This is a genomic window from Chitinophaga sp., from assembly GCF_019236475.1.
Lineage (GTDB): Bacteria > Bacteroidota > Bacteroidia > Chitinophagales > Chitinophagaceae > Chitinophaga.
The window spans coordinates 166,394-192,812 of record NZ_JAFAIX010000012.1; the positions used below are offsets into that span (position 1 = coordinate 166,394).

Sequence of the window (26,419 nt, forward strand, 5' to 3'; positions counted from 1 at the left end):
CATCAATATTTGGTCAGCCCTTTTCAGACATAATTTTTTGCTGCGAGTTACTTGACTGGCTTGATGAAGAGGCTGTCTGCCATAGGCTGATTTACCTCCATCTTGTTTATTACCATTGTCATCATACCACCCTGAGAGCTCTTAGCCGGATATATGTACCCTTCCGGATTCTTTTGATATTCAGAGAAATCAGATACTAATTCCTGTTCCTTACCACCAATATTCAGGCTGTTTTTAGCCCGTACAATGTAGTAAGTTCCTGCATCCAGGTATACATAACCTACATTCCCCTCTTTGGTGGTCACTTTCAGTTTATAGGCCGGTTTTCCGTTTACGGAATCTTTACCCATATAAGTTAAGGTTTTGCCTTTGGCTGCGTAATCATACAATTCGCTGCCAGATACATCTAATAAGCCTTTCATGGCGGTGAAAGTGGAAGAATCCATATCCTCTGGACTCATTTGTCCCATAATCGGCATGAAAATCCAACCTGATTTCTGGTTTACTACCTGTACATTGCTGGTTCCCATTACATCAAATTCTAGGCGCATGGATTTATTGTTCACACCCCATCTTTTAAAGGGGATTTCCTGGCCCTGAGCCATTGTTACACCTTCAACATATTGAGATTTGATGCCAGATATTTTGGCAATCCCACCCATTGCGGCGTAATGCTTATTCAGAATATCGGTTAGGGTTTGTCCAAACGATGCAGTGGCTGATGCGAACAGCATCACGACCATTACACTGAAGTATTTGAATGCTTGCATAAAAGAAATTTAATCAACTAAAGATAATATAAAATCATATCCATCACTTTCCTCTCTGATGCTTTCTGTCAAACTCCGTGCTAATCCTTAGATTTACACCATGAATAGCTTTGAAATCACCGCTAACCTCGTGGATATACTCCAGGGGGAAATATACCCAGCACAACTGGAAGTGCAGGACGGTCGCATCCATAAAATAACCCGGCTGGAAAAGTCATGCGATACCTTCCTGATGCCCGGATTTACTGATGCTCACGTACATGTGGAAAGCTCCATGCTGATCCCGTCTGAGTTTGCGCGACTAGCAGTGGTTCATGGTACAGTAGCCACCATCAGTGACCCGCATGAAATTGCTAACGTGATGGGTGTGCCAGGTGTGGAATATATGCTGGAAAATGGGAAACAGGTCCCCTTTAAATTCAATTTTGGCGCTCCTTCCTGTGTACCTGCTACTACCTTTGAAACGGCGGGGGCTATCGTAAGCGCTTCCGATGTGGCCCAACTACTGGAAAGGGACGATATCAAATACCTGACGGAAATGATGAATTTCCCAGGGGTACTACATAACGATCCAGAAGTAATGGCCAAAATAGCGGCTGCCAAAGCCCTTAATAAGCCTGTAGACGGCCATGCACCCGGACTGAGAGGCGAAGATGCCCGAAAATACATCCATGCAGGTATCAGCACAGACCATGAGTGTTTTACTCTGGAAGAAGCCGCAGAAAAGCTTTCCTATGGCATGCATATCCTCATTCGCGAGGGCAGCGCAGCAAAAAACTTTGAAGCGCTCATTCCATTGATGTCGGAACATTATGAAAAAATGATGTTCTGTAGCGATGATAAACATCCGGATAACCTGGAGGAAGGACATATCAATCAACTCGTAAAACGTGCACTGGCACATGGTATAGACCTGTTCAAAGTATTGAGAGCTGCCTGTGTGAATCCAGTACTTCACTATAAATTGGATAATGGCTTGCTGCGCGAAGGAGATGCGGCAGATTTCATAATGGTAGACAATCTCCAGGATTTCAACATCCTCGGTACCTGGATCAATGGTACCAAAGTAGCAGAGAACGGTAAAACCTTAATTCCATCCATTCCAGCGGAAACAGTGAATAATTTTTCTTGCAATCCTAAGTCGGTAGCGGATTTCCGGATTGAATGTGTAGAAAAAGAAAAGACGGTGCAGGTGATAGGCGCCATAGAAGGAGAACTGATAACCAATAAATTACAATCTATCCTTCATCCAATCAACAACAATCTCGTTAGCGACACCTCCCAGGATGTGCTGAAACTCACTGTAGTAAATCGTTACAGAGAGTCGGCTCCTGCCCTTGCATTTATTAAGGGATTTGGTCTGAAAGCTGGCGCGATAGCCTCTTCTGTGGCCCACGACAGTCACAATATCATTGCGGTGGGAACTGACGATGAAAGTATCTGCGCTGCCGTGAATGCTGTTATAGCAGCCCAAGGGGGCGTGAGCATTGTCAGCAATGGTGTTACAGATATTCTGCCTTTACCTGTGGCAGGTTTGATGTCTAACCTAGACGGCTATACGATTGCTTCCAAATACAGTGCCCTAGATAAAGCAGCGAAAGCCGCCGGTTCTACGCTGGCCTCTCCTTTCATGACGCTTTCCTTTATGGCTTTGTTGGTGATTCCACATCTTAAACTCAGTGATCTAGGGTTATTTGATGGTGATACGTTTTCATTTACCGCTATATAAAAAAGCTGTATAAAAAAGTGGGATTGTCGTCTGCGACGACAATCCCACTTTTTATTTTTTCATCGTCCCTGCCTGATGGGCAGGGACGACAGGCAGTAGTGTTATGGCTTTATTTCCTTTGGGCAATATTGATGAATATCTGCCCAATGGTGAAGTCTGGGACGTCACCCCCTTTTGCATATTTTTCGTTCCCCTGCCCGATGGGCAGGGACGACAGATAGCAGTATTTTGCCTTCATTTCCTATGGGCAATATTGATGAAAATCAGATTTTTGATATCCTTTATCTGATTAGTTAATCCACAGTGCGCCACCAATGCTATCGCGGCTTGCGCCTGTAACAGAAGACAGCACATTTTCCTCTTGTCTCCAGCGTAAAGCGCCAATCAGTGCCATTACCAATGCTTCTTTGAAGCTGATAGTTAATTCATCTGGAATTTCCACTTCAATATTGAGCGGTTCCAACTGTTCGCGGATAGAATTTACTAAGAAAGTATTGAACGCGCCACCACCTGTAATCAACATTTTAGCAGGGGCTGCTGGATCTGCCATTTTTGCTTTCAGGGCAGCAGCAGATTTCGCTATCTGGTCTGCGATATGCGCCACATAAGTAGCTAGTTTTCCTTGCACAGAAATGCGCAATGATTCGATCATTGGCAGAATGGTATCTGTTCCGAAGTCATTAGCCAACGATTTAGGCCATGATTCCGCGTAATAAGGTAGGGCATTGAGGGTAGCCAGCAGGGTCTCATCCATAACGCCGCCAGCAGCCAGTTGTCCGCCTTCATCATACGGACGGTTCAATGCTGCTGCCAATCCGTTCAAGACACGATTAGCAGGACAAATATCAAAGGCAACATATCCATCCGGCAGGTTAGCAGAGATATTGGCAATACCGCCAATGTTCAGCCAATATTGGTATCCTGGCAGGAGGAATTTCTCACCTATAGGAACGATAGGCGCTCCCTGTCCGCCGAGGGCAATATCCATTGCGCGTAAATCACTGATAACAGGTAATCCCGTTACGGCAGCAATAGCAGCCCCATCGCCCAGTTGGGCAGTCATCTTCCCTCCTGGTATATGAAAAGTTGTATGACCATGAGAAGCGATGAAATGAACTTTATGATCCAGGTTATTATTTTCAATAAATTGTTTGATACGATGGCCATTGTAATGACCGTATTCGCTATGCAACAGTAAATATTCACGGGCTGGCAGATGAATAGCATTGGCCAGTTTTTCCACCCATTCCGGCTCGTAGGGAAGACTTTCAGAAGCCTTGATCGCGTATGTCCATTGTCCACGTACCTCTGTCAGTTCCGCAAACACAATATCCAGCCCATCCAGGGAACTGCCTGACATAGTGCCGATTACATTATATACCATCTGAAAAAAATTTCAGCAAAGGTAATTGCTTCTGTGGAAAGTTTTTTTTTGGCCTGTTTATGGAATCAGAGATATTGATTGCATCCTAGAGACAGAAAAACTTACTGTCATGAAAAGATATATTGCACTTTTTATCGCCGTCTTCCTGGTACAACTCAATGCCATGGCTCAATCAAGAATGGTTACAGGAGTTGTCAGGGATAGTCTCACCCGGGCTGCCATTGTCAATGCTGTGGTGAGAGAAAAAGGAACCGACAATATGACCGCCACCGATAAACAGGGGCATTGGCAGTTGAAAATCGGAACCGTGTCTACCAAAATCGAAATTATTGCTACTGGCTATCCGCGCCTGGAAATCATGGTAAACAAGGGCGTCAATAATATCAATGTGAATATGGTGGCCCGTCCGGCAAAAAGGATCTTCCACCATAAGGATAAAATAAATTGTCCAGAGCCCATGGCTCCACCTCCTCCCCCCCAAGCAGCCCCTGTTACCACTATGCAACGCCGTGGGAATGTGACCGCAGATGTAGCAGCTAATAACTACACTGCGAAAATGTATTATACTCCTCCCATCATTACTAAAGATGTTTCCACAGAGTCTTATTCCGCTATCAATGAAAATATCTTTCATGCCGTGAAAGATCAGCCCTTAAGTACATTCAGCGCGGATGTAGACAGGGCTTCCTATAGCAATGTCAGAAGGTTTATTAACCAGGGAGATCTACCTCCCGCAGATGCAGTACGGGTAGAAGAAATGATCAATTATTTCGATTATCATTATCCACAGCCCAAAGGGAAAGATCCAGTGGCCATAATAGCCGATATGAGCAACTGTCCATGGGACACCAAACATCAGTTGGTACGTATCGGTATTCAGGGTAAGACCGTGGAATCCAAAAATCTTCCTCCTAGCAACCTGGTTTTCTTGATCGATGTTTCCGGTTCTATGGATGAATATAACAAGCTGCCCCTAGTAAAGAAAGCATTTAGCGCGCTGGTAGAGCAATTACGTCCACAAGATAAGGTGTCTATCGTAGTATATGCGGGCGCTGCCGGTATGGTGCTGCCATCTACCTCCGGAGATAAAAAAATAAAAATCAAAGAAGCCCTGGAAAACCTCTCTGCTGGCGGATCTACTGCCGGTGGTGAAGGGATTGAGTTGGCTTATAAAATAGCGCAACAAAATTTCCAACCCAAAGGCAATAACAGGGTTATTCTTGCTACAGACGGGGATTTCAATGTAGGCGTATCCAATACAGGCGAATTAGAACGCTTGATAGAGAAAGAAAAGAAAAGCGGTATATTCTTATCTGTACTGGGTTTCGGTATGGGCAACCTGAAAGATGATAATTTGGAAACACTCGCCGATAAAGGGAATGGTAACTATGCTTATATAGATAATTTTGAAGAAGCCAGGAGAATATTTGTAACAGAATTCGGTGGAACCCTTTTCACCATTGCGAAAGATGTGAAATTACAAGTAGAATTCAATCCGAATTTCGTGCAGGCGTACAGGTTAGTAGGCTATGAGAACAGGATATTACAGGCAGAGGATTTCAATAATGATCAGAAAGATGCCGGTGACATGGGCGCGGGTCATACGGTAACTGCCTTGTATGAAATCATTCCTACAGGGCAGGCTGGTTCAACAGTGAACTGGGTAGATCCACTGAAATATCAGCAAGCACAGGTATTGGGCAACAGGTCCGAAATATTGACTGTTAAAATGAGATATAAACAGCCAGACTCCAATACCAGCAGCCTTGTACAGGAGGTGTTAAGATATCAACCTAAGGCATTTGACGATATGAGTGCCGATTTCCGTCTGGCCGCCTCTGTGGCCGCATTCGGACAGATATTACGGGAATCAGCCTTCCAGGGCGACGCCACCTATGATAAGGTGCTGAAATGGGCTGCCAATACCCGTGGAGAAGATCCAGAAGGTTACAGAAGCGAGTACCTTCAGTTGGTCAAAAAAGCAATGCTGCTGAAAAGGTAAGCAATCAACAATTTTCGGTAATTTGCCGCCTCAAAGGATAAGCAAATGATAATTAATTTAAGTGAAACTAATTCGCTGGTAGGTGAATGGCTCAGTGAGATCAGAAACGTAGATGTTCAGCACGACCGTATGCGTTTCAGACGCAATATGGAGCGCCTGGGTGAAGTAGCTGCTTACGAAATCAGCAAAACGCTGGAATATGTAGAGAAAGATATCACCACCCCTATGGGTATTGCAAACTGCCGCGTATTGAAAGAACAGCCAGTACTGGCTACTATTCTTCGCGCAGGACTCGCACTGCATCAGGGTTTGCTGCACTATTTCGATAAAGCTGACCATGCATTCGTATCTGCTTACCGTAAGCATAATCACGATGGTTCTTTCGATATCAGCTTGGAGTATGTCAGCAGTCCTTCTATTGAAGGGAATGTACTTATCCTTTCAGATCCTATGCTGGCTACAGGTGCATCTCTGGTGAAAACCATCGAACACCTGCAAGAAATCGGAAAGCCTTCCCATATTCACTTGGTAGTAGCTATCGCTTGTACCGTGGGTATTGAATATGTGATCAGAAACACCAAAGGCAATATCACTATCTGGGCTGGAGATATAGACGATGAACTGACCGCTAAAGGTTACATCGTTCCAGGGCTGGGCGATGCCGGCGATCTCGCTTTCGGAAATAAAATACAACAATAAGTACCGTTTTACGTTTAACGGATATACGAGGTTGATTATGTGGTCAATTTCGTATATCCGTTTTTTTATGCGCATGAATCCTTCTATACATGGATTTAATTTGAAATATGACTTAATTGGCGTACCTTCACCATTATTGCATAAACCCTATGCTACAAGCTTATCCTTATGAAAAGAGCTTTACTATTCCTGACCATATTCTTCAGTTTGAATTCCTTGCGGGCGCAAGATCCGCACTTCTCACAATTTTTTGCATCTCCTATGACGCTTAACCCTGCTTTTACAGGTTTATTCTCAGGGGATTATCGCCTATCCGGCAACTACAGATCACAATGGAGAAGTATTTCCACTCCCTTTGTGACAGGAACCATGGCGGCGGATTTTGGCATCTTAAAAAATACAATTTCCTATACAGATATCTGGGGTGTTGGCTTTATGGCCATGTACGACAGAACTGGCGGCGGGGCCCTTACTTCCAGCTATGTCAGTATGAGTACCGCTTACCATAAAGGGTTGGATCCGGAAGGAAACCATACTTTAGCCATCGGATTACAGGGAACCTTTGTGCAGAAAAGGGTAGATAACGAAAAATTAAGATTTGAAAACCAGATAGATAATAACGGATATAACCCATCCATTCCCAGTGGAGAAACATTAATCAACCCAAAGATTTCCTATTTCGATCCAAATATCGGTATTCTTTATAACGGGCTGATTGGGCAATCCTCCAACATCTACATGGGTGCATCTTACTATCATATTACCCAGCCTACGGAGTCTTTCATGAACATCACACAGAACAGACTTAGCTATCGCTGGACTATCCATGGTGGGGGCTCTGCTCCTGTCAATGGCAATAACCGCATACACGCTAGTGTCCTCTACATGAAACAAAGTACTGCTACAGAGTTCACTTTTGGTGGCGCCTATGGCTTTACGCTCACAGATATGGACGATAACCCAACTGTATTTTATGTGGGTAGCTGGTATCGTTTGAAAGATGCCATTATCCCTTACATCGGCATGGAGATTAAAGGTTTCCAAGTAGGATTGTCTTACGATACAAACGTTTCCAGTCTGAAACCTGCGTCCAATTATCGTGGAGGGCTTGAACTTTCCTTGATATACATTCATACTAAGAATCAGATGAATAAGTATAAAACGCTTTGCCCTCGATTCTAAAAAATCAACTTATTTTAATAATAATAAACCCGGCCAACTGGCCGGGTTTATTATTATGGAGGATTTTTAATAGTTTCGTCCATCCTTAACTTTAGAGGGGAAAAAGACATTCTGTTTTTACACTAAAACTGTTCATAACTTGTTTTCATTCAGAGAGGTACTGTCGGCCTTCCAGGCTTACGGTAAAGCGCATCAGTTTATCCAGCAGCATAAATTGTGGAAGTGGATATTAATTCCGGGTATCATTTACTGCCTGTTATTTTTAGGAGGAATGTATTTTGCTTGGGGATATTCGGGCGACTTCGTGGAATATCTAACCAAACTTTTCCATCTCACGGAATGGGTGCAAGATCTGGCTAGCAGTTGGGTGAGCTTCCTCTTTATACTCGTAGCATTTAGCATACGTATTATCCTTCTCTTCCTATATGTGGCTTATTTCAAGTATTTATTCTTGATACTGGGCTCCCCTGTATTCTCTTATCTCTCTGAAAAAACAGAAGCCATCCTGGAAAACAGGGACTTCCCTTTCAGCGGAAAACAGTTGCTGGCGGATATTTGGAGAGGTGTGAAAATGTCTTGTCGTAATATGGTATACCAGACTGCCGCCATCCTCATATTATTACTGGTATCGTTTATCCCGGTTGTAGGCTGGATTACGCCTATGATTGGATTCTTCATAGAGTGTTATTTCTATGGTTTCTCTATGATGGATTATAGTTGCGAACGTCACAGAATGAACATGTCGGAAAGTATTGCGTTTATACGTCAGCATAGAGGGATGGCATTGGGAAATGGTATTGTATTTTACCTGTTCTTTATCCTACCGGTGATCGGTTGGATGCTGGCCCCTTCTTACGCAGTGATTGCAGCTACTATTGATTTACAAGACAAAAAACTGAGCTAATGAATATCGGCAAAGTGTACCTGATTCCTACCGTGTTGAGTGCTGATGCCCTTTACAGTATACCGCCATATGTAACAGAAACAGCTAAAAAACTGACTGTATTTTATGTGGAGAATGAACGTACTGCACGTCGTTATTTGAAAGCATTGGATAGAAGCATTAATATCGATGCCTTGCAGTTACTTCCCATGAATGAAAACCAGTTGCCTGATACGACCCTCGCTAAAAAGCTACTCAAAGAAGGCAAGGATATAGGTGTGATCAGTGAGGCGGGATGTCCGGCTGTGGCGGATCCCGGCCATTTGATTGTACAAGCGGCGCATAGTATAGATGCTCCTGTTATTCCAATGATAGGTCCCAATTCTATGTTACTGGCCCTTATGGCGTCTGGAATGAATGGCCAAAATTTCCAGTTTGTTGGCTATCTCCCGATAAAACCACATGAGCGTATCAAAGCCATTAAAGATCTGGAGTTACAGTCGCAAAAGAAAAAGCAAACACAACTGTTTATAGAAACGCCTTACCGCAACAACCAGTTGATGAAAGATATCCTGGATAACTGTAAGGAATATACGAAAGTATGTGTGGCCGCAGATATCACGGGGCCGGATGAATTCATTAAAACAAAAACCGTGAAGGATTGGAAAAAAGCCTTACCGGAACTGCATAAGAAACCAGCAATATTCTTACTGGATGCAGAATAACGATACTACTACCATATAAAGAAAAAGAGAAGGGAAATGACGTCTGCGACATCATTTCCCTTCTCTTTTTTCGTCTCCCCTGCGGGCAGGGGAGACAGACTTTCATTTATTAGGGAAGTATCCGTTTGCCGGTATTCTGATCTGTAACAGAGATAATACTGTCTACTACAAATGGGCTGTAACCTCTCCAAGGAATAGCACCCAGGTATTCTTTATAGCTCAGCTCTACCCATTTACCGCTTGCAGTCATCAGTTGCTGTGCAATTCTTTCATTGGTAACAGAAAACTGGAATTCATTGGATTGAATAGCTCCGGCCACCTGTCCTTTATAGCCGGATTGAATCAATTTGCCTTCATAGGTTTTAAAAACATAACCTTTCTGTACAAAATAATTCAGCTCTCCTGCCTTCACTCCTTTTCCGAATACGAAATAGAATTTATAAAAGAAGATGCCGCCCAAAATCAGTACGATAACTGAAACGACGATAAATACAAATCGACCCATGTGTTTTGTTTATAGTTAAAAAGTTGGTGATCAGAAGGATTTATCCACCATATACAGCAATGCTCCCATTGCAAAGGCTCCCAACTCCAGCTCTCTTTTATTCACATTTTCAAACACATCAATCGGGGCATGGTGAATATCAAAATAACGCTGTGAGTCTGGTGAAAGTTCGGCCATTGGCGTACCCAGTGCCGCATGTAACTGACCAACATCCACTCCACCGCCTACTTCATCAAAATCGTATATACCATAGGGTTCGAACAGCGGTCTCCAGGAAACGACTTTCGCTTTCAGTTCAGCAGGCAAGTCCATGATAAAACCACGAGGGGTAAATCCGCCAGCATCGCTTTCCAATGCAAAGATGTGTTTTTCATTGCGTTGTTTCGCCAGTTCTGCATACTTTTTACCACCGCGGGTACCATTTTCTTCATTGGCAAATAATACTACGCGGAGGGTACGCTCTGGCTGATAACCCATTGCCTTAAATGTACGCAATACTTCGATTGACTGCACACAGCCGGTACCGTCATCATGGGCACCTTCTGCTACATCCCAAGAATCCAGGTGACCGCCCACCGTCAGGTACTGATCGGGATGCTTGCTCCCTCTCAGCTCACCGATTACGTTATGACCAATGGTATCTGCCAACATTACGCAGTTGGTACGCAGAAACACCTGGGCAGACGGATCGTCCTTTACGCGTTGGCTGAGCCTGTCTGCATCCTGCAAGCCAATGGCTACTGCCGGAATTTTAGCGTAGTTGGGATCATATTGCATAGCGCCGGTATGTGCCTCATTGTTGGCAGCATGGCTCATAGAGCGCACGATTACAGCAACAGCGCCGTATTTGGCTGCTCTACTGGCCCCTCCACCGCGATATTTAGCCGCATCACCGTAAGAATGGAAGGTTTTAATAAACTTCGGATTAAACGGATAGTTATAGAATACGATCTTTCCTTTTACCTGGTCTTTTTTGGCTTCCAGGTCGTCGAAGGAGGAGACTTCCAGGACAGGAGCGCTTACGCCCTTCTCACCTGTACCAATGGAATTTCCTAACGCCAGAACGTTCAATGGCGGGGTATAATCCCTTCTTTTGGAAATAATCCGCGCTTCTTCTTTGGCTCCACGCACCCAATGAGGTACTAGGCATTCCTGGAGGTAAACGGTATCAGCACCGGCAGCTTTCAGGGCTTCAAAGCCCCATTTTTCGGCCTTTACCATACCTGGTGAACCTGCCAATCGCCCTCCTACTTTTTTGGTCAATACGCTGAGGTTTTCGTAGGCAGTACTGTGGGTGAGTACTTCGTCGGCCATTTTTCTAATGGTTACTGAGTCCTGTGATTGTGCTGAAACCATTGCGGGGACAGCACATCCCAGTAAAATTGGCAAAAGGTAATTTCTCATAAACGGCAGTCAGTTTGCAGATAAAACTACTCATTTGTACCGGTACGTACAAATAACAATAAAATGGTTTACGTCATTCCTAGATTTAATTTTATGGCGTTACCTTTGCTGATGCATTGTTTGGAAAACAGTCAATAAGGGCACGTATTACTGTTTTTCATACTATGGGCTTTTCGTATTGGCTATAAAAAATAAATCATGCGTATTGGAATAGTATGTTATCCTACATACGGTGGTAGTGGCGTATTGGCCACGGAGCTGGGTAAAGCTCTGGCGGATAAAGGCCACATGGTCCACTTTATCACATATCAGCAGCCTGTTAGGCTCAACGCGTTTCACGCGAATATCTATTACCACGAAGTACAGGTTCCCACATACCCGCTTTTCGACTTCCCTCCCTATGAGTCTGCCCTCAGTAGTACCATGGTGGATGTAATTCTGAACCAGAAGCTGGATCTGCTCCATGTACATTATGCGATCCCTCATGCCTCCACGGCCTACATGGCCAAACAGATTGTGGCAAAGCAGGGCCGCGTAGTACCATTCATCACGACCTTGCACGGTACCGATATTACCCTTGTAGGTAAAGACAAGACCTATGCGCCGGTAGTGACCTTCTCCATCAATGAATCGGACGCCATTACAGCGGTTTCTGAAAATCTGCGCGACGAGACCTATAAATCCTTCCAGATTGAAAAGGAAATCTCTGTGATCTACAATTTCGTGGATACTCAGCGATTTAGTCGCCGTAATCTGCCGCATTTCCGTCAGGCTATTGCCCCTAATGGGGAAAAAGTGCTGTTGCATGTTTCTAACTTCCGTAAGGTGAAACGTGTGCCGGATGTAGTGAAGATTTTTAAACAGGTGAGAGACGCGATGCCAGCAAAACTGCTGTTGGTAGGCGATGGACCGGACAGGCCTACTATTGAATGTATGTGCCGCGACCTAGGAATTTGCGAAGATGTTCGTTTTGTTGGTAAACAGGAGCAACTGGAAGATGTGATGTCTATCAGCGATCTGTTTATCCTCCCTTCAGAATATGAAAGTTTTGGTCTGGCTGCTTTGGAAGCCATGGCTTCCCAGGTACCTGTTATTTCCTCTAATGCCGGCGGTTTACCAGAAATCAATATCCCTGGTGTTACCGGTTATATGGGTGATGTGGGAGACACGGATACGATGGCCAAACATGCTATTCATTTGCTGCAAGACGAAGCCCTGCTGGCACGTGTACGTCATGGCGCTTGGGAACAGGCACAACGTTTCCATATCGACAATATCATTCCTCAGTATGAGGCTTTATATGAGCAGGTATTACAAAATCAAAGGAAAGCGCAGCTCCTTTAACGGCTGCGTATCCATCTTTCCGGATTCTGTTTGACTACGTTCTTATAGATCTGTAATTCTATCTGGCCGTTGCTGCTGCCTGCTGGGGTGGCAGCAACGCCTAAAACATGACCTTTCGTAACTTTAGCCCCTTTCTGCACTCTTACATTCAGCAAGTGTACATAATTGGTAAAGTATTTCCCATGGCGTAAAGTAACCATGGTTCCAGAACCTGGAATACTAAAGATCATAATTACTTCCCCTTCGAAGATCGCTTTCACAGCAGCACCAGCAGCCGTAGAGAAAACAACCCCACTATATTCTTTTTCCACTTTACCGATCATACCCATTCCGAAATGTCCTGCAATGCGGCCTGCATCTACCGGCCATGGCAAGCGTCCGCGGTTTGCTTCGAAATTGCGGGAGAGAGACAACTGTCCGGGTGCCGCATCCAATACATCTTCATTGGAAGCTGTTGCTGGTTCATCATCCTCTTCATCCGGTTCTTCTTTCACTTTTGGTGGAGGCGGTGCTTTCTTTCCTTTCTTAGCTGCCGCTTTTCTAGCTGCCAGTGCTTTACGGGCGGCTTCTTCGCGCTGTTTCTTACGTTTAGCAGCAGCAATACGTTTACGTTCCGCCGCTTCTGCAGCCGCTTTTCGGCGGGCAGCTTCTATTTCCCTTCGGATAGCCACCTGGATAGCATTATCAATTTGTCTGGCTTCCGCTTTACTTTTGGCAATACTTTGTTGTAGATCGTTTTGTTTATCCTGGAGGTCTTTAATTGTTTGTTCCGTTTCCTTCTGATCGGCTACCAGTTTGATTTTCTGGCGTTGCTCTATTTGTAGGGCGCCGGTTTTCTCCTGGCGTTGTTGTTGCAATTGCACCAGTTTATCTCCCAACAGTTTACGAGTAGACAACAAGCTCTCGGCCTGCCTTCTTTTACTCTCCCGATACGCGCGCAGGTATTGATAACGGCGTACTGCATCATTAAAACCAGTTGCTGAAAACAGGAAATTGAGCACATCGAAATTGGAGCGGGATTTATAACTATACACCACGAGTTGTGCATAGCGGGCCTTGAGGGAGTCCACTTCTTTCTCCAACGTATGTACGTTATTGTTAGTATTGCTGATATCTCCGTCTATCTCACTGATCTCCACATTGATGGCGCCTATTTGCTCATTACGGGATGCAATTTTAGCCTGCAGGGATTTCTGCAGGGATTGATTCTGACGGGTAGATTTCTTCGTTTCCTGGAGGGCGCGTGTTGCTTCCACAATCTCTTTCAACAGTTGCTCTTTCCTTTGCTCCAGGGCAGCGCGCGACTGCTTGTTACGCTGGGCTATGAGTACAGCAGGTAACAGGCATAACGCCATAATGAAAGGGATCAACTTTCTCAAACAAAAATGCATTAGGTTAGTAAGTAGAGGCAGGGGCGTTTATGCCCGTCTGCCTATCTGCGACGTATCCACTGCTCTGGATTCTGCTTGGTAACACCTTTCCAGATTTGCAGTTCTACCTCGCCGGTATTTTCAATGTCGTTTACGCTAGCCGTGCCGATTACCTGTCCGGTTTTTACAAAATCGCCTTTCTTCACGCGTGTGTTTTGCAAACGCACATACGTTGTGAAATATTGCCCGTGGCGGATAATGATCATATATCCCATACCAGGCATTACTACTACAGATTTTACTTCCCCTTCGAAGATAGATTTAACTGGGCCGCCCTTCGTAGTAGCAATAACAATACCATCTGTTGGGACTGTTATATGTTCCATTACTGCGTGCTGGTGAATACCAAAGTGTTCGATGATATTTCCGGCATCTACAGGCCATGGCAGCTTACCTCTATTTGCTTCGAAGCTTTCAGATAATGCCAGCGCTTCTGGTGTTGCTTCCAATACGTTTTCACTGCGCGTTGGTGCTGGCGCAGGAGGTGCAGGTTTCTCCACTGGCTTTTCCACTGGTCTCTCTACAGGTTTTTCTGCTGGTTTTTCTACTGGTGCTGGTGTATTGTTAGTAGCGGAACTTGCATTGTTGGCTTTTTCAGCGGCGGCAGCTCTGGCCCTTTCCGCTGCTGCTGCTGCGGCTGCAGCTTTGCGCGCTTCTTCATCCCTACGTTTCTTCTCCTCTGCTGCTTTCTTGCGGGCAGCCTCTTCTTCCATTGCTTTACGACGGGCTTCTTCAATCTCACGACGGATTACATTCCTAATCGCTACCTGTACTTTCTGGGCATCTTTTTTACGCTGGTTAATATCCTGAACCAGTTCTTTTTCTCGCCCTTTCAGTTTAGTCAATACCTCATCTTTTTCTTTCTTATCCGCTTCCAGTGTTGCACGTTGGTCTTCCTCTGTTTTCAAGGCATCTCCACGTTTTACACGCTGGTTTTCCAGGTGCTGTATTTTTTTGTTCAACAAGGCTTGGGTAGAAACGATATTATCCGCCTGACGACGACGATATTCCCGGTATTGTTTGAGGTATTGGAATCTTTTCACTGCATCATTGAAACTGGATGCAGAAAACACGAAGTTCATCATGTCATAAGCAGACCTGTTCTTATAAGCATAAACTACCAACTGTGCATATTGTGCTTTCAGGGTATCCAGGTCTTTTCTGAGGGTGGTTACATCCCTGTTGGCGGTATTGATATCTCCGTTAATGAAATTTATTTCATCGTTGATGCTGTTGATCAGCTTTGAACGAAGGGTGATTTTATCTCGCAGGGCGCGCAACTGACCCAGACTCTCTTTCGTGGATTTTTTAGTTTCCTGGAGTTGGGCATTGGCTTCGTCTATCTCATGTTGCAGTTCTTTCTTCCTTCTTTCCAGGTCCTCCCGTGATTGGGCAGGCTGCTGCTGTCCAGCATTCTGCTGGGCTACCACCAGGGCAGGCATCAACCATATTACCAACACAAACGGAATAATCTTCTTCAAATACAACATGACTATATTTAGTAACTACGAAATTAATGTCTGATATATAAACGATAAATATACAACGTTTCTTAGTTTAATGCAGCGGAACATTTGTAGATCCGCTATCACATCCGTTTATAACTGGATGGCATACTAAATGGAAACGAAACCGGCACATCAAAATCATATCTTGTGAAGTCGAGCGCTACCTTGGTCGTACTTTTTTCTTCTACGTAAATCCTTCTGGTAGTAGGGAATTTGCGTGCACCTATTTTGGCATAGTCGCCATACGTCAACTCGCATGAGCGTTTCACCTCTCCTTCGCCCTTATCCATTACTTTGCTTTGCTGCAATCCAAAATCATCCGCATATACGTTGAAAAGGCTGATAAACCTAGGATTATCACAACTAAACGAAACGATAGAAGGTGTTTTAATGACCTGATAAACGGAGTCTGTCAGATAAACAGGATTGCCAATCAGTAAGTCCTGGAGGGTATTAAAATCGAAGGGAACATTAAGTAAGTCCTCTGCATCTGCCAGTCGGCGTAGAACCAGTTGTTTTTTCAGCCTGTTGTACATTTTCAGGCTATCCTTAGTGATGACGGCGCGCACCACTTCATCAATAACAGGAGCAGAAATAGAAATCCAGATGATGCTGTCTTTCTGCATCCTGATATTCACTGACAGTCCATTTTTGCTATCCTGTTCTGTTTCGAAAGCAAATTTTGCCCGACCGGAAAAAGAATTAAAGTCGATATGATTGCTGTGGATACCTGTCAGCATGGAATCTGTAAACTTCGCCATTTCCTCACTGGCGCTACTATCTTTTACCACTACTCTTTTGCTGGTATCAGCAGCGGGGAAAGTGGTACGGGCCAGTTCTTTAGGGCGTCGACAGGATGCAGCAACAATAGCAATTAAACCCACAAATAACAATAATCTCATACTGGCTTTTGACTTTTGGCGTACTGCGGAGCAGCGTTACCGGCTTATTGAATATATCTTTTCTCAGCAATTTTTCTGGTCAGGTCCACGGAAGAAGCTCCTTTTTCCTTGGCCAACTGCCAGTATTCCACTGCTTTGTTTACATCTTTCAGGTTATAGAGGATATCTCCATAGTGTTCCAACATATTAGGATTCTGGAGGCATTCAGGATGCTGGAAAGCCTTGTCCATCCATTCTTTGGCTTCCTGGTACTTTTCCTGACGGAAGAGGATCCATGCATAAGTATCCATGAAAGTAGGACTGTCGGGCTCTAATTCCAGCGATCTCTTGGACATTTCAGCGGCCTTTTCCAGGTTTTCACCACGGAGCGAAAGGTAATAGCTGTAATTGTTCAGCACTGTAGCATCCTTGGGGCGGATCTGGAGGGCATGTTCATAGCTACTATCTGACAGCGAATGCTGGCCTGTAGCGTGGTACGCATCTCCCAATAAAGAATAAGCATCCGCAGTAAATCTTTTCTCCGCATTTCCCAACGCCAGCCCTTTATTAAGGGAAGTGATCGCCGCAGGGAATTGTTGCAATAGGTAATTCGCCAGGCCATTAAAGTAGAAGCCCATGAATTCCTTTGGAAACAGTTCCGTTACGGTATCGCTCAGTGCTTTCAGGGCCTGCGGATCATCTTTACGGGAATAGATCCACATCTGCTGGTACCATACCGAGAATCGGGTGGAATCCAGATGTAAAGCCCGTTGATAACTGAGTTGTGCACTATCCAGCATATCTGCCTGGGAAAACATATCTCCCTGCAACGCATATGCCTTGGCATCCTTTGGATGCGTTTGAATGATGAGTCGGGATAACCTTAGTCCTTCATCCAGTTTGGTGGAATCTGTTTCCAACATTTGGAGATAAGGATAAACGAAAGCGACTTTTTCATCAATGCCATAGTTCTTACTCTCGAATGCACGGGTTAGGTAATTCCAGTACCCGTTCATGTTATTATCTTTCCTGGAATAATTTGCCAGGGCGATGAGCGCCCTGGGATTTTCCGGATCTCTAGTGAGAATATCGTTATAGACTACTTTTGCGTCCTTGATCTGATCATTGGCGTCATAGACTTCTGCCAACAGGTAATAGTAGCGGATTTCGGCAGGATTGGTAGCAATCAATTTCCTGATTTCATTCGCAGCTTCATCTGCTTTATCCAGTTTGAGGAGCAGTCGTTGTTTCTGGTAAGTGACTTCTTCCACTACCCCTGTTTTCTTCTCCAATTTGTTGAATACCTCTAGTGCAGCGGCCGATTGGTTGGCCTTTGCCAGGAGAACGCCCTGGTTGTAGAGGTAATCATCATTGGTGGTATAACGGTTGCTGAGTGTCTGGTAAACGTTTGCGGCGCTATCAAATTTCTCTGATACAGCATAAGTATCTGCCAACAACTGCAATATCCATCTGTTGGAAGAGTCCAATGCAGCGGCTTTACGCGCGTAGTTTAGCGCATAGGGGCCGTTGCGATTGTCCATCAGGAGGCGGGCAATCTCATAGTATACGGTAGGATTGGATTTATCCAGCTTGAGATAATCGGAATACTGTGTAAGCGCTGTGCGATAGTCGCCCTTCATTTTAGAGCGCTGGGCAGCAAAGAAAAGGCTGTCCGACCGCTGCTTAAGCAGTTCCGGATTTTTGATGGGGGTGCCTACTGTGTGTTTATTGGTAGAGCAGGCGCCTATCATCAAGGCCAGGGTAACACCTATCACTGTGACGTATACACGCATTTATCAGGATTTACCGGTATGACCGAATCCACCTTCTCCACGCACCGTATCACTCAGTATTTCCACTGGCTGTAAAGAAGCCTGTACAAATGGCGCTACCACCATTTGTGCTACGCGGTCACCTGGTTGTATGGTTTGTGGGTCGTTAGACAGATTGATCATGATTAGTTTAATCTCTCCTCTGTAGTCCGCGTCTATGGTACCCGGAGTATTGAGGAGGGTAAGTCCCTGCTTAATGGCCAGGCCACTTCTGGGACGGATTTGTGCTTCATAACCGGAAGGTAGTTCTATAAACAGTCCGGTAGGAACGAGGGTACGTTCCAAGGGTTGTAAGGTGATGGCGGCCTCCAGACTAGCACGGAGATCCATTCCTGCAGCTTCTGCAGTCGCATAAGCGGGCAATTCGTTTGCCGACTTATTAATTATTTTCACAATTACTTCAGCCATTCAGCAAAGATATTTTTTTATAGCAGAGTTTAGTCTTAATTATTATACTTTTCCAGCAAAACGGTGGCATACGCCATTACGCCTTCTTCCCGGCCTACAAAGCCCATTTTTTCAGTGGTAGTGGCCTTTACAGAAACGTCGTCTACACTGATACGCAGACGCTCCGCGATCACGGCTTGCATCTGTGGCACATACGGCTTGATTTTAGGCGCTTCCAGACACAGGGTGCTATCCACGTTCACTACTTGGTATCCTTTTTCTCCGATCAGTTGTGCACAACGGGAAAGGAGGATTTTACTATCAATATTTTTGTAGGTATTATCTGTATCTGGGAAATGTACGCCTATGTCACCGAGGGCGAGGGCTCCCAGCATGGCATCACAGATAGCATGCAGTAATACGTCTGCATCACTATGACCAAGGGCGCCTTTATGATGTGGCACCAATACACCACCCAGCCAAAATTCACGGCCTTCCACCAACTGATGAAAATCCACACCCAATCCGATACGTATGTTACTCATAAGATTTGAATTTAGTCATTTTGCCAATCCGCAAAGTACGGTATAAAAAACAAATCCCTCCGGACTGGAGGGATTTGTTTATGTTTTTAACTCTTTTTTTTGATTAGCGGTTTACCAGCCTGTCCGGCTTTCTTCTTTTGAACCTAGGTCGAAGGTCAGGGTAAACCGAAGGGTATTGGACAGCGGATTGCGCTGTATGCCAGAACCGGAAGGTACCAGGTAAGAGAAGTTCAAGCCGAAGATATCATACTTGATACCCACACCTGCCGTAAAGTATTTACGGTTGCCCTTGTTTTTATTTTCATTAAAATAACCGGCTCTTACCGCAAACTGTTTGTTATACCAATATTCCACACCTGTAGAATACATCAGCTCTTGCAGTTCCTCTTTAAATCCTCCTGGAGCATCTCCAAAAGAAGTGAACATGCCTTCCAGTACCGATTTATTTTTATATTTACCAGCGGTATCCGGTGTAGGCACCATTAGTTTATTAATATCCAATGCCAAGGTAATGGTATTCATTTCATCCAAGGCCATGGTATAAGCCGCTCCCAACCCGAAGTTGGTAGGTATGAAATCTTTGTTCTGTGCAGAACTGGTATAGGAAATCTTACTACCGATATTGGTAATAGCCAAACCTATACTCAGTTTGTTCACTGTTCCATTATCTTTTTCAAAATCTTTGGTATAGTAGCCGGATATATCGGCTGCAAATGCTTTACCTGGACGGATAGTCTGGTCATTCACTGTTTGTCCGCCAGCCAGATTGGAATAGATAAACCTACCGGTGAGGCCTACCCCAAAATGATCAGATAATTTGCGGGCATAACCTCCATCTAATGCAAATTCCCTTGGATGGAAATTACCCTGGTCAGTATTGGTAATGTCTCTGAAATTGATAGTACCAAGGGAGAAATAACGCAGCGATCCTGACACTGCCTGGTTATCATCAATTTTCGTGTAACCGCTAACCGTAGCCAGGAACACGTCATTTACGAGTTCTTTCAGCCATGGAGTATAGGTTACTGCGACACTTGTTTTAACGTCGGCAAAGGGTAACTTGGACAAGTTGAAATACATGGAAGATGCATCCGGAGAAATGGCAAGACCAACGTCTCCCATCGCACCACTGCGGGCATCAGGCGTAATTCGTAGGAAAGGAACAGCTGTATTAATAGTATTGGTACGACCATCTAACTGACCAGTAGAGTCTACACGCTGGGCTGAGGTTCTTAAACTAGTGAAAGTACTATATATGAACACCAGGCTCAAAGTTAACTTTCGGATCATGCAATGTTCGTATTTTGATAGGATGTAAAAATAATATAATTTATAATATATTAATCAGAATAGGGGTTTGATAAGGGAAGACGGCTTTCAGACACTTCATACTGCATAGGTTTAAAATAAAATTACTTTTCCGCCCTTGACCTTTTTCTTACCGTTACTGCTGATAGTTAGTCGATAAAGATACATACCTGGGGATAATCTCACTCCCGACTCCCCGGTACCATCCCAGGGCATGCCATCAAAACGGTTGCTTCCTGGAATTATTGTGTTTCTCAAAGTTTTCATTAACCTACCCTCTATATTAAAAATCTGAAGAGTAAGTTCGGCCTGCATTCCCAGCAGATTATGGGAGAATACAAACCTGGTTTGGTTATGAAATGGATTAGGATAGCTAGTCAAGCCCTCTACGGCTATAACTCCTGTATCAGTTATGTCAAATTCCACAGTACCTACAACACTATTATTGTTATTATCCCAGGCCTTAACAGTAATCCGGTGCTTTCCAGGAGATACTCCCTTCAACGGATATACTACAGTTCCTTTCTTATAGTCATCCAAAGATGCACTAAAATAATCATTTAATACAATATATTCTGCACTGTCTAATAATGCAAGCAGATTATGATCCGGGTTCAATCCCCCAATGTTAATTCCGCTGCTGGAAGACAGATCTAACAATAAAACAGGATTAGGCCCCACCAGATCTCCACTGTTAAACTGCCTGTTATTCAACCATATTTGCAACACAGGAGGTGTTTTATCGCCGCCATCTATCGGGGAAGTTACGTGGAAACCATTAAATACACCTGCTCCATCCGTTGGATTTCCAGTAGCATAATAACTAATTTTTCCATTCCCCACTGCATTGATGGCATCTACAGGCAAAGTATTCTTGCTCACAAACCGACCATTACGAATATGAGCCATGCCCCTAAATAATATAGATTCCTGTTTTTCAAAATTTGCCGGCAAACTCGCTGCTGTATTACCTTTCGTTGTGTTAACGATAGGTGCGGAATATATGGTCGTGTATAGATCGCCGTTATAGGTGCCGGCCATCTGCCCATTGTCATCTTCCAGATGCCCTACAATCGTCATTTCAGATAATGCCGGTACGGACACATTATTATCCAACGCCTGCCCATTAATACTATCTGTCATTACACGATATACCGGAAAGGCTAAGGTTAACGCAGGATCTCCCAGTAACTGGAATTTCCTGTTATTGATAATATCTATACTTCCGGCATAAGTTATATTTTTTGCCTCTTTCGCAGCAGTACCCAGACTTTTCCAACTACCATCCGGGTTTCTTGTCAATGCTGCTCGGATATAATTCAGATTCATTTCCCGATTGGAGGCCGCAAATACAGCTCTCGTTGTAGTCATTAGTGCAATTGCTCCAGTTGCCTGTTGCAATAGTATCTTCTGTCCCAGCGATAATACTGCAGGGTTATCAAAAGGTGCAAAATCGCAGGTGGCCGTTAGCAATAAAGGCAGGAAATCCTGGTTCTGCCATTGTGTGATAGTCGTACCATCCACAATGTTTTCTTCTGCTAGTCGCGTATTGCTACCATGGCCAGAATAATTTACGATCAAAGCTCCCTGATTGATACGTTGATTCAACGCCGTTACTGCATCCGGGTAAGTCGGGCCAGTGGTTCCTGCTTGTCGAGTATAGGCGTCCAGGTATATTTTGCTGATATTAAAAGCAGGGAAATTAGTGGTAATTAACTGCGTCAAGAGTTCAGCATCATTGAAATGGAGGTTATTATCCTCATCATCAGCAATGAAAACCAGTTGATTTCGCCAATTGGCTTGGAGTGATTTTTCCCGGTAATGAATAATTTTATCTACGGCCGTTGCGGCTTCTGTGCTATTGCGGGCAGGGATACGCCCGATCGCCAATTGCAGTACATTTCGTATATCCGTTCGGTTAATATCATCCTTATCTGTCAACAATCCGAAATAATCGTCTGTTACGTAGGAACTAACAGGGTCTAGGGATGCTGTACTTTGCCAAGAGGGTACCATGTTGGTATTATTCTTCACCCGACGGCGGTAGTCATAAGAAGCGGCGCCAAATAGCAATAGGTATTGGGGCGTCTGGCCGCGGTCGTACTGCATTTTGAGGAAATCCCTCAATGCTGTAGGATCAGGCGAACCGGAAGAGAATTCATTATATACCTGGTCCATGGTAACCACCTGGGCATCCAATCCTTGCTGCTGATGCCACTGTGCCAATCGAAGGGCCTGTGCCTGGAGTTCCGGTACGGTAGCGATTATCATATCCGCCTTTACAGCATGCAAATCCTGGTTATTCACTTTTCCTGCATAAACAGGCTGCAATAGCGCCTCCGGCTGGAAAGCCAAGAGTTCTCGGGGTCTATCCGAAAGCACCGTACAGGAAATCGCATCTCCTGAAAGGGCTGTTTTCAACTGTACAGGTGTCTGTATATCTGTTACATCCCAAATTTGCGTTTGTGCATTGGCGTTACTAACGGTGAAGCCTGTCTGCTGATTATCCAACAACGATGCATCCGTCCGGAAATCCAGCATGCCCGAAGACGGTAACTGTAAAGGACACATTGCTAGTATTTCTAAATAGTCCAGCCAGCCTCGCGCATTGTTGTCTCCCTGTAAAAAATCTACATCCGCTTGAATAGCAGGACTGTTGAGAAACACAGCCCCAGTGCCAGTAGCCGCTGTGGCAAAGGATTCAAATACATTTCCACTGACAGGCAGTAGGTACGCTGTAGCTGCATCTTGCTTATTCAGACACACTTTGAAATTACTGCCATTAATTCCCCTGGCCGCCACCCGCATATTCACGGTAACAGGCCCTTGGGGCTGGGCGGGTAATGTAAACCGGTAGGTATGTCTGCTTCCAGCATCGGGATCGAGACTAAACTCTTCCGCAAACCATTGCTTGCCGCTGCGAAGGAAATTCAGGCTATCTTTTTCATAGAAGGAGTGATAGGTATAGAGACGCTGTTCCGTCGAAGGCGTTTCTCTCACTGTGGCCGGCGCAATTCTCGCCCCAGTAACGGGCCCTATGCACAGAAAATACCACGCTGAATCACTATATATATTATACTGATGGGAATAAGTACGCGTGTCTGCATTAAAAATCCAGTTATGTGGGCCGGGGGCATAAAACAAGAGCGCATCATTTCCGTTAATAATATTGTCGCCATTTTCATTTAACTGGAGTGCCACTTCCGGCAGATCGTCTGGGCGGTCGCCGTTATTTTCCGGGAGCATACGGCCTCCTGTGCCGAAAAGTCGGATCTGGTTGGCGGGAATTTGATCCGGGTTCAGTCCCATTTTGCGCAGAAAGGGCGCATCTATGCGATAAATCCCAGGTTGGGAAACGGCTATTTTATACCATTGACCGGTGGCCAATGCGGAATGAGGCTTATACTTCCTTGATTGGGCAAGGGATTGCCGGGAAGCATAAAGCAAAATTAACAGGGCTAGTATAGTAATTCCGGGCAGTTTCATTATCTTGTTCGGGACTTCTCAGAATTAGTCAGGTATGAGTACGCAAAGTATAAAATAGAAGATAATTATTTCAAATATATCTTTTTATTCCTTTACAAATGAAGCAATATCCTAGAAAACCAGACGATATATAAGGGACTGTTACAAATTAAATTATTTCACCATAAAATAAAAAGATTACATTTGCGTTTACTGTAAATATAATCGACTAAAGCTGTATCACATGCGTAGATTAACCTCTTTGTCATTGCTCGTAGGTACCAGCGTAATGCTATCCATGACTGCCTGTCATAAAGACGGTGGTGGGCTTTTCGGCAAAAAGAAAGAAACTTCTTCTGCTACCGGCTGGAACTACAACGACCCGAAAATGGGAGGTTTTACCGTAGCTAAGAATAAAAACCAACAGACGGGTCCTGGCCTGGTATTCGTACAAGGCGGTACCTTTGCCATGGGTGCTACTGAGCAGGACGTAATGGGCGACTGGAATAACATTCCTCGTCGTATTACAGTTTCCTCTTTTTACATTGATGAATCCGAGGTAGCTAACGTTCATTACCGTGAATATCTGTTCTGGCTGGCCCGCGTATACGGGGAATCTTTCCCTGATGTACTGCGTCAGGCGATGCCAGATACCCTGGTTTGGCGTAGCGAACTGGCTTATAACGAGCCATTGGTAGAATACTACTTCCGTCACCCTGCTTACAATGATTATCCGGTAGTGGGTGTAAACTGGAAACAAGCTACTGACTATTGTAAATGGCGTTCCAACCGTGTAAACGAAAAACTGCTGATGGATAAAGGTCTGCTCTCTAAAGCAGATGTTGGAAATCAGTCAGACGACAATACCTTTGATACCAAAGCCTACATGGCGGGTCTGTACGAAGGTACACCGGGCAAAATGTCCAAAGGTTCCAAAAACGAATTCAAAAATCCTGACGGTACTCCCCGTAACGCACAGTTCGAAGACGGTATCATGTTGCCGAACTATCGCCTGCCAACAGAAGCAGAATGGGAATACGCCGCGCTGGGTTATATAGGTCAGAACCCTGGCCCTTCTAAAAAAGAAGGTAAACACGGGGAAGAGCTGATCATGAACAAACAGGTTTACTCTTGGGGTACCAATACCAGCGGTCTGCGTGATATCCGCCGCGGTAACTTCCAAGGTATGTTCCTGGCCAACTTCAAACGTGGATCCGGTGATAACATGGGTGTGGCCGGAGGTTTGAACGACCGTGCATCTATTCCAGGTCCGGTTCGCTCCTTCTTCCCGAACACATTTGGTATCTATAATATGTCCGGTAACGTGGCAGAGTGGGTACTCGACGTTTACAGACCACTCAGCCCTATCGATGGGGATGACTTCAACTACTTCCGTGGTAACAAATTCCAGACAGTATACCTCAATGGCGATAAGCAATTGGAGAAAGACAGCCTGGGTCGTATCAAAATGCGTGATGTTACAGACGAAGAATCTGCCAATCGTCTGAACTACCAGAAAGGTGATGTTATCAACTATTTGGATGGTGACTCCCTCTCTATGGTGGAATATGGTTACGGTGTAACCACCCTGATCAACGATAAATCTCACGTTATCAAAGGTGGTAGCTGGAACGACCGCGCTTACTGGCTGTCTCCTGGTACCCGTCGCTACATGCAGGAAGATATGGCAACAAACACCGTTGGTTTCCGTTGCGCTATGGACCGCGTAGGTAGCCCAGAAGGTAACAAGTTCAAAACTGGTAACCTGTTCAAAAAACAACGCCAGAAGAGATAATAGTGATCATTACAACTTCTCATAGAAAAGCCCCGGACAATGTCCGGGGCTTTTTATTTTGTGAGCCTACCAAGGCTGTATAAAAAAGGTTTGACGTCTGCGACGTCAAACCTTTTTTATTTTTTTCGTCGTCCCTGCCCATCGGGCAGGGACGACAGACGGGAGAATTTTTATTTCCAGATTTCCAGAATTTCTTCTGTGTGATTTTTGGTGTCTGGCTTCTTGATGATATGATCAATTACACCTTCGCCATTGATCAGGAAAGTAGTTCTGTGAATACCGTCGTAGGTTTTACCCATCATTTTCTTTTCTCCCCAAACACCGTACTGGTTCACAATTTTCTTATCCTCATCTGCCAGCAATGTGAAAGGCAGTTCATATTTTTCAATGAATTTCTGGTGACTCTGCTCACTGTCGATACTCACACCTACTACTGCATAGCCTTTTTTCAGCAGATCATTATAGTTATCACGGAGGTTACATGCTTGTGCGGTACAACCAGGCGTCATGTCTTTCGGGTAAAAATAGAGTACTACTCTTTTACCTTTGAAATCTGTGAGAGACACGGTTTTCCCGTGTTGATCTTTTCCTTTAAATACCGGCGCTTTATCGCCTTCTTTTAATGTTGTCATTATCTGATA

General features: G+C 44.6%; 21 protein-coding genes. 8 read left to right on the forward strand and 13 right to left on the reverse strand.

Annotated elements, in window-relative coordinates:
• Nucleotides 1–47: 47 nt before the first annotated feature.
• A complete protein-coding gene (locus JO154_RS16760; protein ID WP_291947585.1) occupies nucleotides 48–770 on the reverse strand; it encodes a hypothetical protein in 723 nt (240 codons plus the stop codon).
• 100 nt (nucleotides 771–870) lie between these two features.
• Here JO154_RS16760 and ade point away from each other — a divergent pair, with 100 nt between their 5' ends.
• Nucleotides 871–2,499 carry an adenine deaminase gene (ade, locus tag JO154_RS16765; RefSeq protein WP_291947587.1) on the forward strand — a complete coding sequence of 543 codons (1,629 nt, stop codon included), beginning with the start codon at nucleotides 871–873 and terminating at the stop codon, nucleotides 2,497–2,499.
• 289 nt (nucleotides 2,500–2,788) lie between these two features.
• Here the strand turns inward: ade and JO154_RS16770 are convergent, their stop codons facing one another.
• Entirely contained in the window at nucleotides 2,789–3,883 is a 1,095-nt protein-coding gene (locus JO154_RS16770; RefSeq protein WP_291947589.1) for an anhydro-N-acetylmuramic acid kinase, read from the reverse strand.
• A 109-nt stretch (nucleotides 3,884–3,992) separates the two neighbouring features.
• Here JO154_RS16770 and JO154_RS16775 point away from each other — a divergent pair, with 109 nt between their 5' ends.
• From JO154_RS16775 to JO154_RS16795, 5 genes are all read left to right on the forward strand, one after another.
• Nucleotides 3,993–5,885 (forward strand): von Willebrand factor type A domain-containing protein, encoded by a 1,893-nt coding sequence (locus JO154_RS16775; protein ID WP_291947591.1) that lies wholly within the window; start codon nucleotides 3,993–3,995, stop codon nucleotides 5,883–5,885.
• Between the two features lie 45 nt (nucleotides 5,886–5,930).
• Nucleotides 5,931–6,584, forward strand: coding sequence for a uracil phosphoribosyltransferase (upp, locus tag JO154_RS16780; protein WP_291947593.1), 654 nt, complete (start codon nucleotides 5,931–5,933; stop codon nucleotides 6,582–6,584).
• 168 nt (nucleotides 6,585–6,752) lie between these two features.
• Nucleotides 6,753–7,766, forward strand: a complete 1,014-nt coding sequence (locus tag JO154_RS16785) for a PorP/SprF family type IX secretion system membrane protein (protein WP_291947596.1) — start codon at nucleotides 6,753–6,755, stop codon at nucleotides 7,764–7,766.
• Between the two features lie 139 nt (nucleotides 7,767–7,905).
• Nucleotides 7,906–8,670 (forward strand): EI24 domain-containing protein, encoded by a 765-nt coding sequence (locus JO154_RS16790; protein WP_291947598.1) that lies wholly within the window; start codon nucleotides 7,906–7,908, stop codon nucleotides 8,668–8,670.
• Entirely contained in the window at nucleotides 8,670–9,374 is a 705-nt protein-coding gene (locus JO154_RS16795; RefSeq protein ID WP_291947600.1) for an SAM-dependent methyltransferase, read from the forward strand. Before JO154_RS16790 ends, JO154_RS16795 begins: the two co-directional genes overlap by 1 nt.
• Before the next feature lie 109 nt (nucleotides 9,375–9,483).
• Here the strand turns inward: JO154_RS16795 and JO154_RS16800 are convergent, their stop codons facing one another.
• Complete coding sequence (locus tag JO154_RS16800; protein WP_291947602.1) at nucleotides 9,484–9,879, reverse strand: hypothetical protein; 396 nt, start codon at nucleotides 9,877–9,879, stop codon at nucleotides 9,484–9,486.
• A gap of 30 nt (nucleotides 9,880–9,909) precedes the next feature.
• On the reverse strand, nucleotides 9,910–11,283 hold the full coding sequence (locus tag JO154_RS16805; protein ID WP_291947604.1) for a M20/M25/M40 family metallo-hydrolase: 1,374 nt from the start codon (nucleotides 11,281–11,283) through the stop codon (nucleotides 9,910–9,912).
• Between the two features lie 198 nt (nucleotides 11,284–11,481).
• Here JO154_RS16805 and bshA point away from each other — a divergent pair, with 198 nt between their 5' ends.
• The gene (gene bshA, locus JO154_RS16810) at nucleotides 11,482–12,627 is read left to right on the forward strand and encodes an N-acetyl-alpha-D-glucosaminyl L-malate synthase BshA (protein WP_291947606.1); all 1,146 of its coding nucleotides are present in this window, start codon (nucleotides 11,482–11,484) and stop codon (nucleotides 12,625–12,627) included.
• Here bshA and JO154_RS16815 read toward each other — a convergent pair.
• The 8 genes from JO154_RS16815 to porU all read right to left on the reverse strand — a co-directional run bounded on the left by JO154_RS16815 (nucleotide 12,624) and on the right by porU (nucleotide 24,004).
• Nucleotides 12,624–14,006 carry a peptidoglycan DD-metalloendopeptidase family protein gene (locus tag JO154_RS16815; protein ID WP_291947608.1) on the reverse strand — a complete coding sequence of 461 codons (1,383 nt, stop codon included), beginning with the start codon at nucleotides 14,004–14,006 and terminating at the stop codon, nucleotides 12,624–12,626. The genes bshA and JO154_RS16815 overlap by 4 nt on opposite strands.
• A 53-nt stretch (nucleotides 14,007–14,059) precedes the next feature.
• Nucleotides 14,060–15,538, reverse strand: coding sequence for a peptidoglycan DD-metalloendopeptidase family protein (locus JO154_RS16820; protein WP_291947610.1), 1,479 nt, complete (start codon nucleotides 15,536–15,538; stop codon nucleotides 14,060–14,062).
• Nucleotides 15,539–15,645: 107 nt separating this feature from the next.
• Nucleotides 15,646–16,467 carry a DUF4292 domain-containing protein gene (locus JO154_RS16825; RefSeq protein ID WP_291947611.1) on the reverse strand — a complete coding sequence of 274 codons (822 nt, stop codon included), beginning with the start codon at nucleotides 16,465–16,467 and terminating at the stop codon, nucleotides 15,646–15,648.
• Between the two features lie 44 nt (nucleotides 16,468–16,511).
• Nucleotides 16,512–18,239, reverse strand: a complete 1,728-nt coding sequence (locus JO154_RS16830) for a tetratricopeptide repeat protein (protein ID WP_291947613.1) — start codon at nucleotides 18,237–18,239, stop codon at nucleotides 16,512–16,514.
• Between the two features lie 3 nt (nucleotides 18,240–18,242).
• Entirely contained in the window at nucleotides 18,243–18,686 is a 444-nt protein-coding gene (gene dut, locus JO154_RS16835; RefSeq protein WP_291947616.1) for a dUTP diphosphatase, read from the reverse strand.
• Nucleotides 18,687–18,721: 35 nt separating this feature from the next.
• Entirely contained in the window at nucleotides 18,722–19,210 is a 489-nt protein-coding gene (gene ispF / locus JO154_RS16840) for a 2-C-methyl-D-erythritol 2,4-cyclodiphosphate synthase (protein WP_291947618.1), read from the reverse strand.
• Between the two features lie 111 nt (nucleotides 19,211–19,321).
• Complete coding sequence (porV, locus tag JO154_RS16845; protein ID WP_291947620.1) at nucleotides 19,322–20,500, reverse strand: type IX secretion system outer membrane channel protein PorV; 1,179 nt, start codon at nucleotides 20,498–20,500, stop codon at nucleotides 19,322–19,324.
• A 111-nt stretch (nucleotides 20,501–20,611) separates the two neighbouring features.
• Nucleotides 20,612–24,004 (reverse strand): type IX secretion system sortase PorU, encoded by a 3,393-nt coding sequence (gene porU, locus JO154_RS16850; protein ID WP_291947622.1) that lies wholly within the window; start codon nucleotides 24,002–24,004, stop codon nucleotides 20,612–20,614.
• A 223-nt stretch (nucleotides 24,005–24,227) separates the two neighbouring features.
• Between porU and JO154_RS16855 the strand changes: the two genes are divergently transcribed.
• Nucleotides 24,228–25,778 carry an SUMF1/EgtB/PvdO family nonheme iron enzyme gene (locus JO154_RS16855; RefSeq protein WP_291947624.1) on the forward strand — a complete coding sequence of 517 codons (1,551 nt, stop codon included), beginning with the start codon at nucleotides 24,228–24,230 and terminating at the stop codon, nucleotides 25,776–25,778.
• 170 nt (nucleotides 25,779–25,948) lie between these two features.
• On the opposite strand, the gene bcp is transcribed toward JO154_RS16855, so the two are convergent.
• Nucleotides 25,949–26,410, reverse strand: a complete 462-nt coding sequence (bcp, locus tag JO154_RS16860) for a thioredoxin-dependent thiol peroxidase (RefSeq protein WP_291947626.1) — start codon at nucleotides 26,408–26,410, stop codon at nucleotides 25,949–25,951.
• Nucleotides 26,411–26,419: the final 9 nt, after the last annotated feature.

Coding starts and splice junctions, on each gene's coding strand:
- JO154_RS16825 (WP_291947611.1), bottom strand. CDS start 16,467: ATGAGATTATTGTTATTTGTGGGTTTAATTGCTATTGTTGCTGCATCC.
- bshA (WP_291947606.1), top strand. CDS start 11,482: ATGCGTATTGGAATAGTATGTTATCCTACATACGGTGGTAGTGGCGTA.
- porV (WP_291947620.1), bottom strand. CDS start 20,500: ATGATCCGAAAGTTAACTTTGAGCCTGGTGTTCATATATAGTACTTTC.
- JO154_RS16855 (WP_291947624.1), top strand. CDS start 24,228: ATGCGTAGATTAACCTCTTTGTCATTGCTCGTAGGTACCAGCGTAATG.
- porU (WP_291947622.1), bottom strand. CDS start 24,004: ATGAAACTGCCCGGAATTACTATACTAGCCCTGTTAATTTTGCTTTAT.
- JO154_RS16775 (WP_291947591.1), top strand. CDS start 3,993: ATGAAAAGATATATTGCACTTTTTATCGCCGTCTTCCTGGTACAACTC.
- ispF (WP_291947618.1), bottom strand. CDS start 19,210: ATGAGTAACATACGTATCGGATTGGGTGTGGATTTTCATCAGTTGGTG.
- JO154_RS16785 (WP_291947596.1), top strand. CDS start 6,753: ATGAAAAGAGCTTTACTATTCCTGACCATATTCTTCAGTTTGAATTCC.
- JO154_RS16795 (WP_291947600.1), top strand. CDS start 8,670: ATGAATATCGGCAAAGTGTACCTGATTCCTACCGTGTTGAGTGCTGAT.
- JO154_RS16800 (WP_291947602.1), bottom strand. CDS start 9,879: ATGGGTCGATTTGTATTTATCGTCGTTTCAGTTATCGTACTGATTTTG.
- JO154_RS16830 (WP_291947613.1), bottom strand. CDS start 18,239: ATGCGTGTATACGTCACAGTGATAGGTGTTACCCTGGCCTTGATGATA.
- ade (WP_291947587.1), top strand. CDS start 871: ATGAATAGCTTTGAAATCACCGCTAACCTCGTGGATATACTCCAGGGG.
- bcp (WP_291947626.1), bottom strand. CDS start 26,410: ATGACAACATTAAAAGAAGGCGATAAAGCGCCGGTATTTAAAGGAAAA.
- dut (WP_291947616.1), bottom strand. CDS start 18,686: ATGGCTGAAGTAATTGTGAAAATAATTAATAAGTCGGCAAACGAATTG.
- JO154_RS16770 (WP_291947589.1), bottom strand. CDS start 3,883: ATGGTATATAATGTAATCGGCACTATGTCAGGCAGTTCCCTGGATGGG.
- upp (WP_291947593.1), top strand. CDS start 5,931: ATGATAATTAATTTAAGTGAAACTAATTCGCTGGTAGGTGAATGGCTC.
- JO154_RS16805 (WP_291947604.1), bottom strand. CDS start 11,283: ATGAGAAATTACCTTTTGCCAATTTTACTGGGATGTGCTGTCCCCGCA.
- JO154_RS16760 (WP_291947585.1), bottom strand. CDS start 770: ATGCAAGCATTCAAATACTTCAGTGTAATGGTCGTGATGCTGTTCGCA.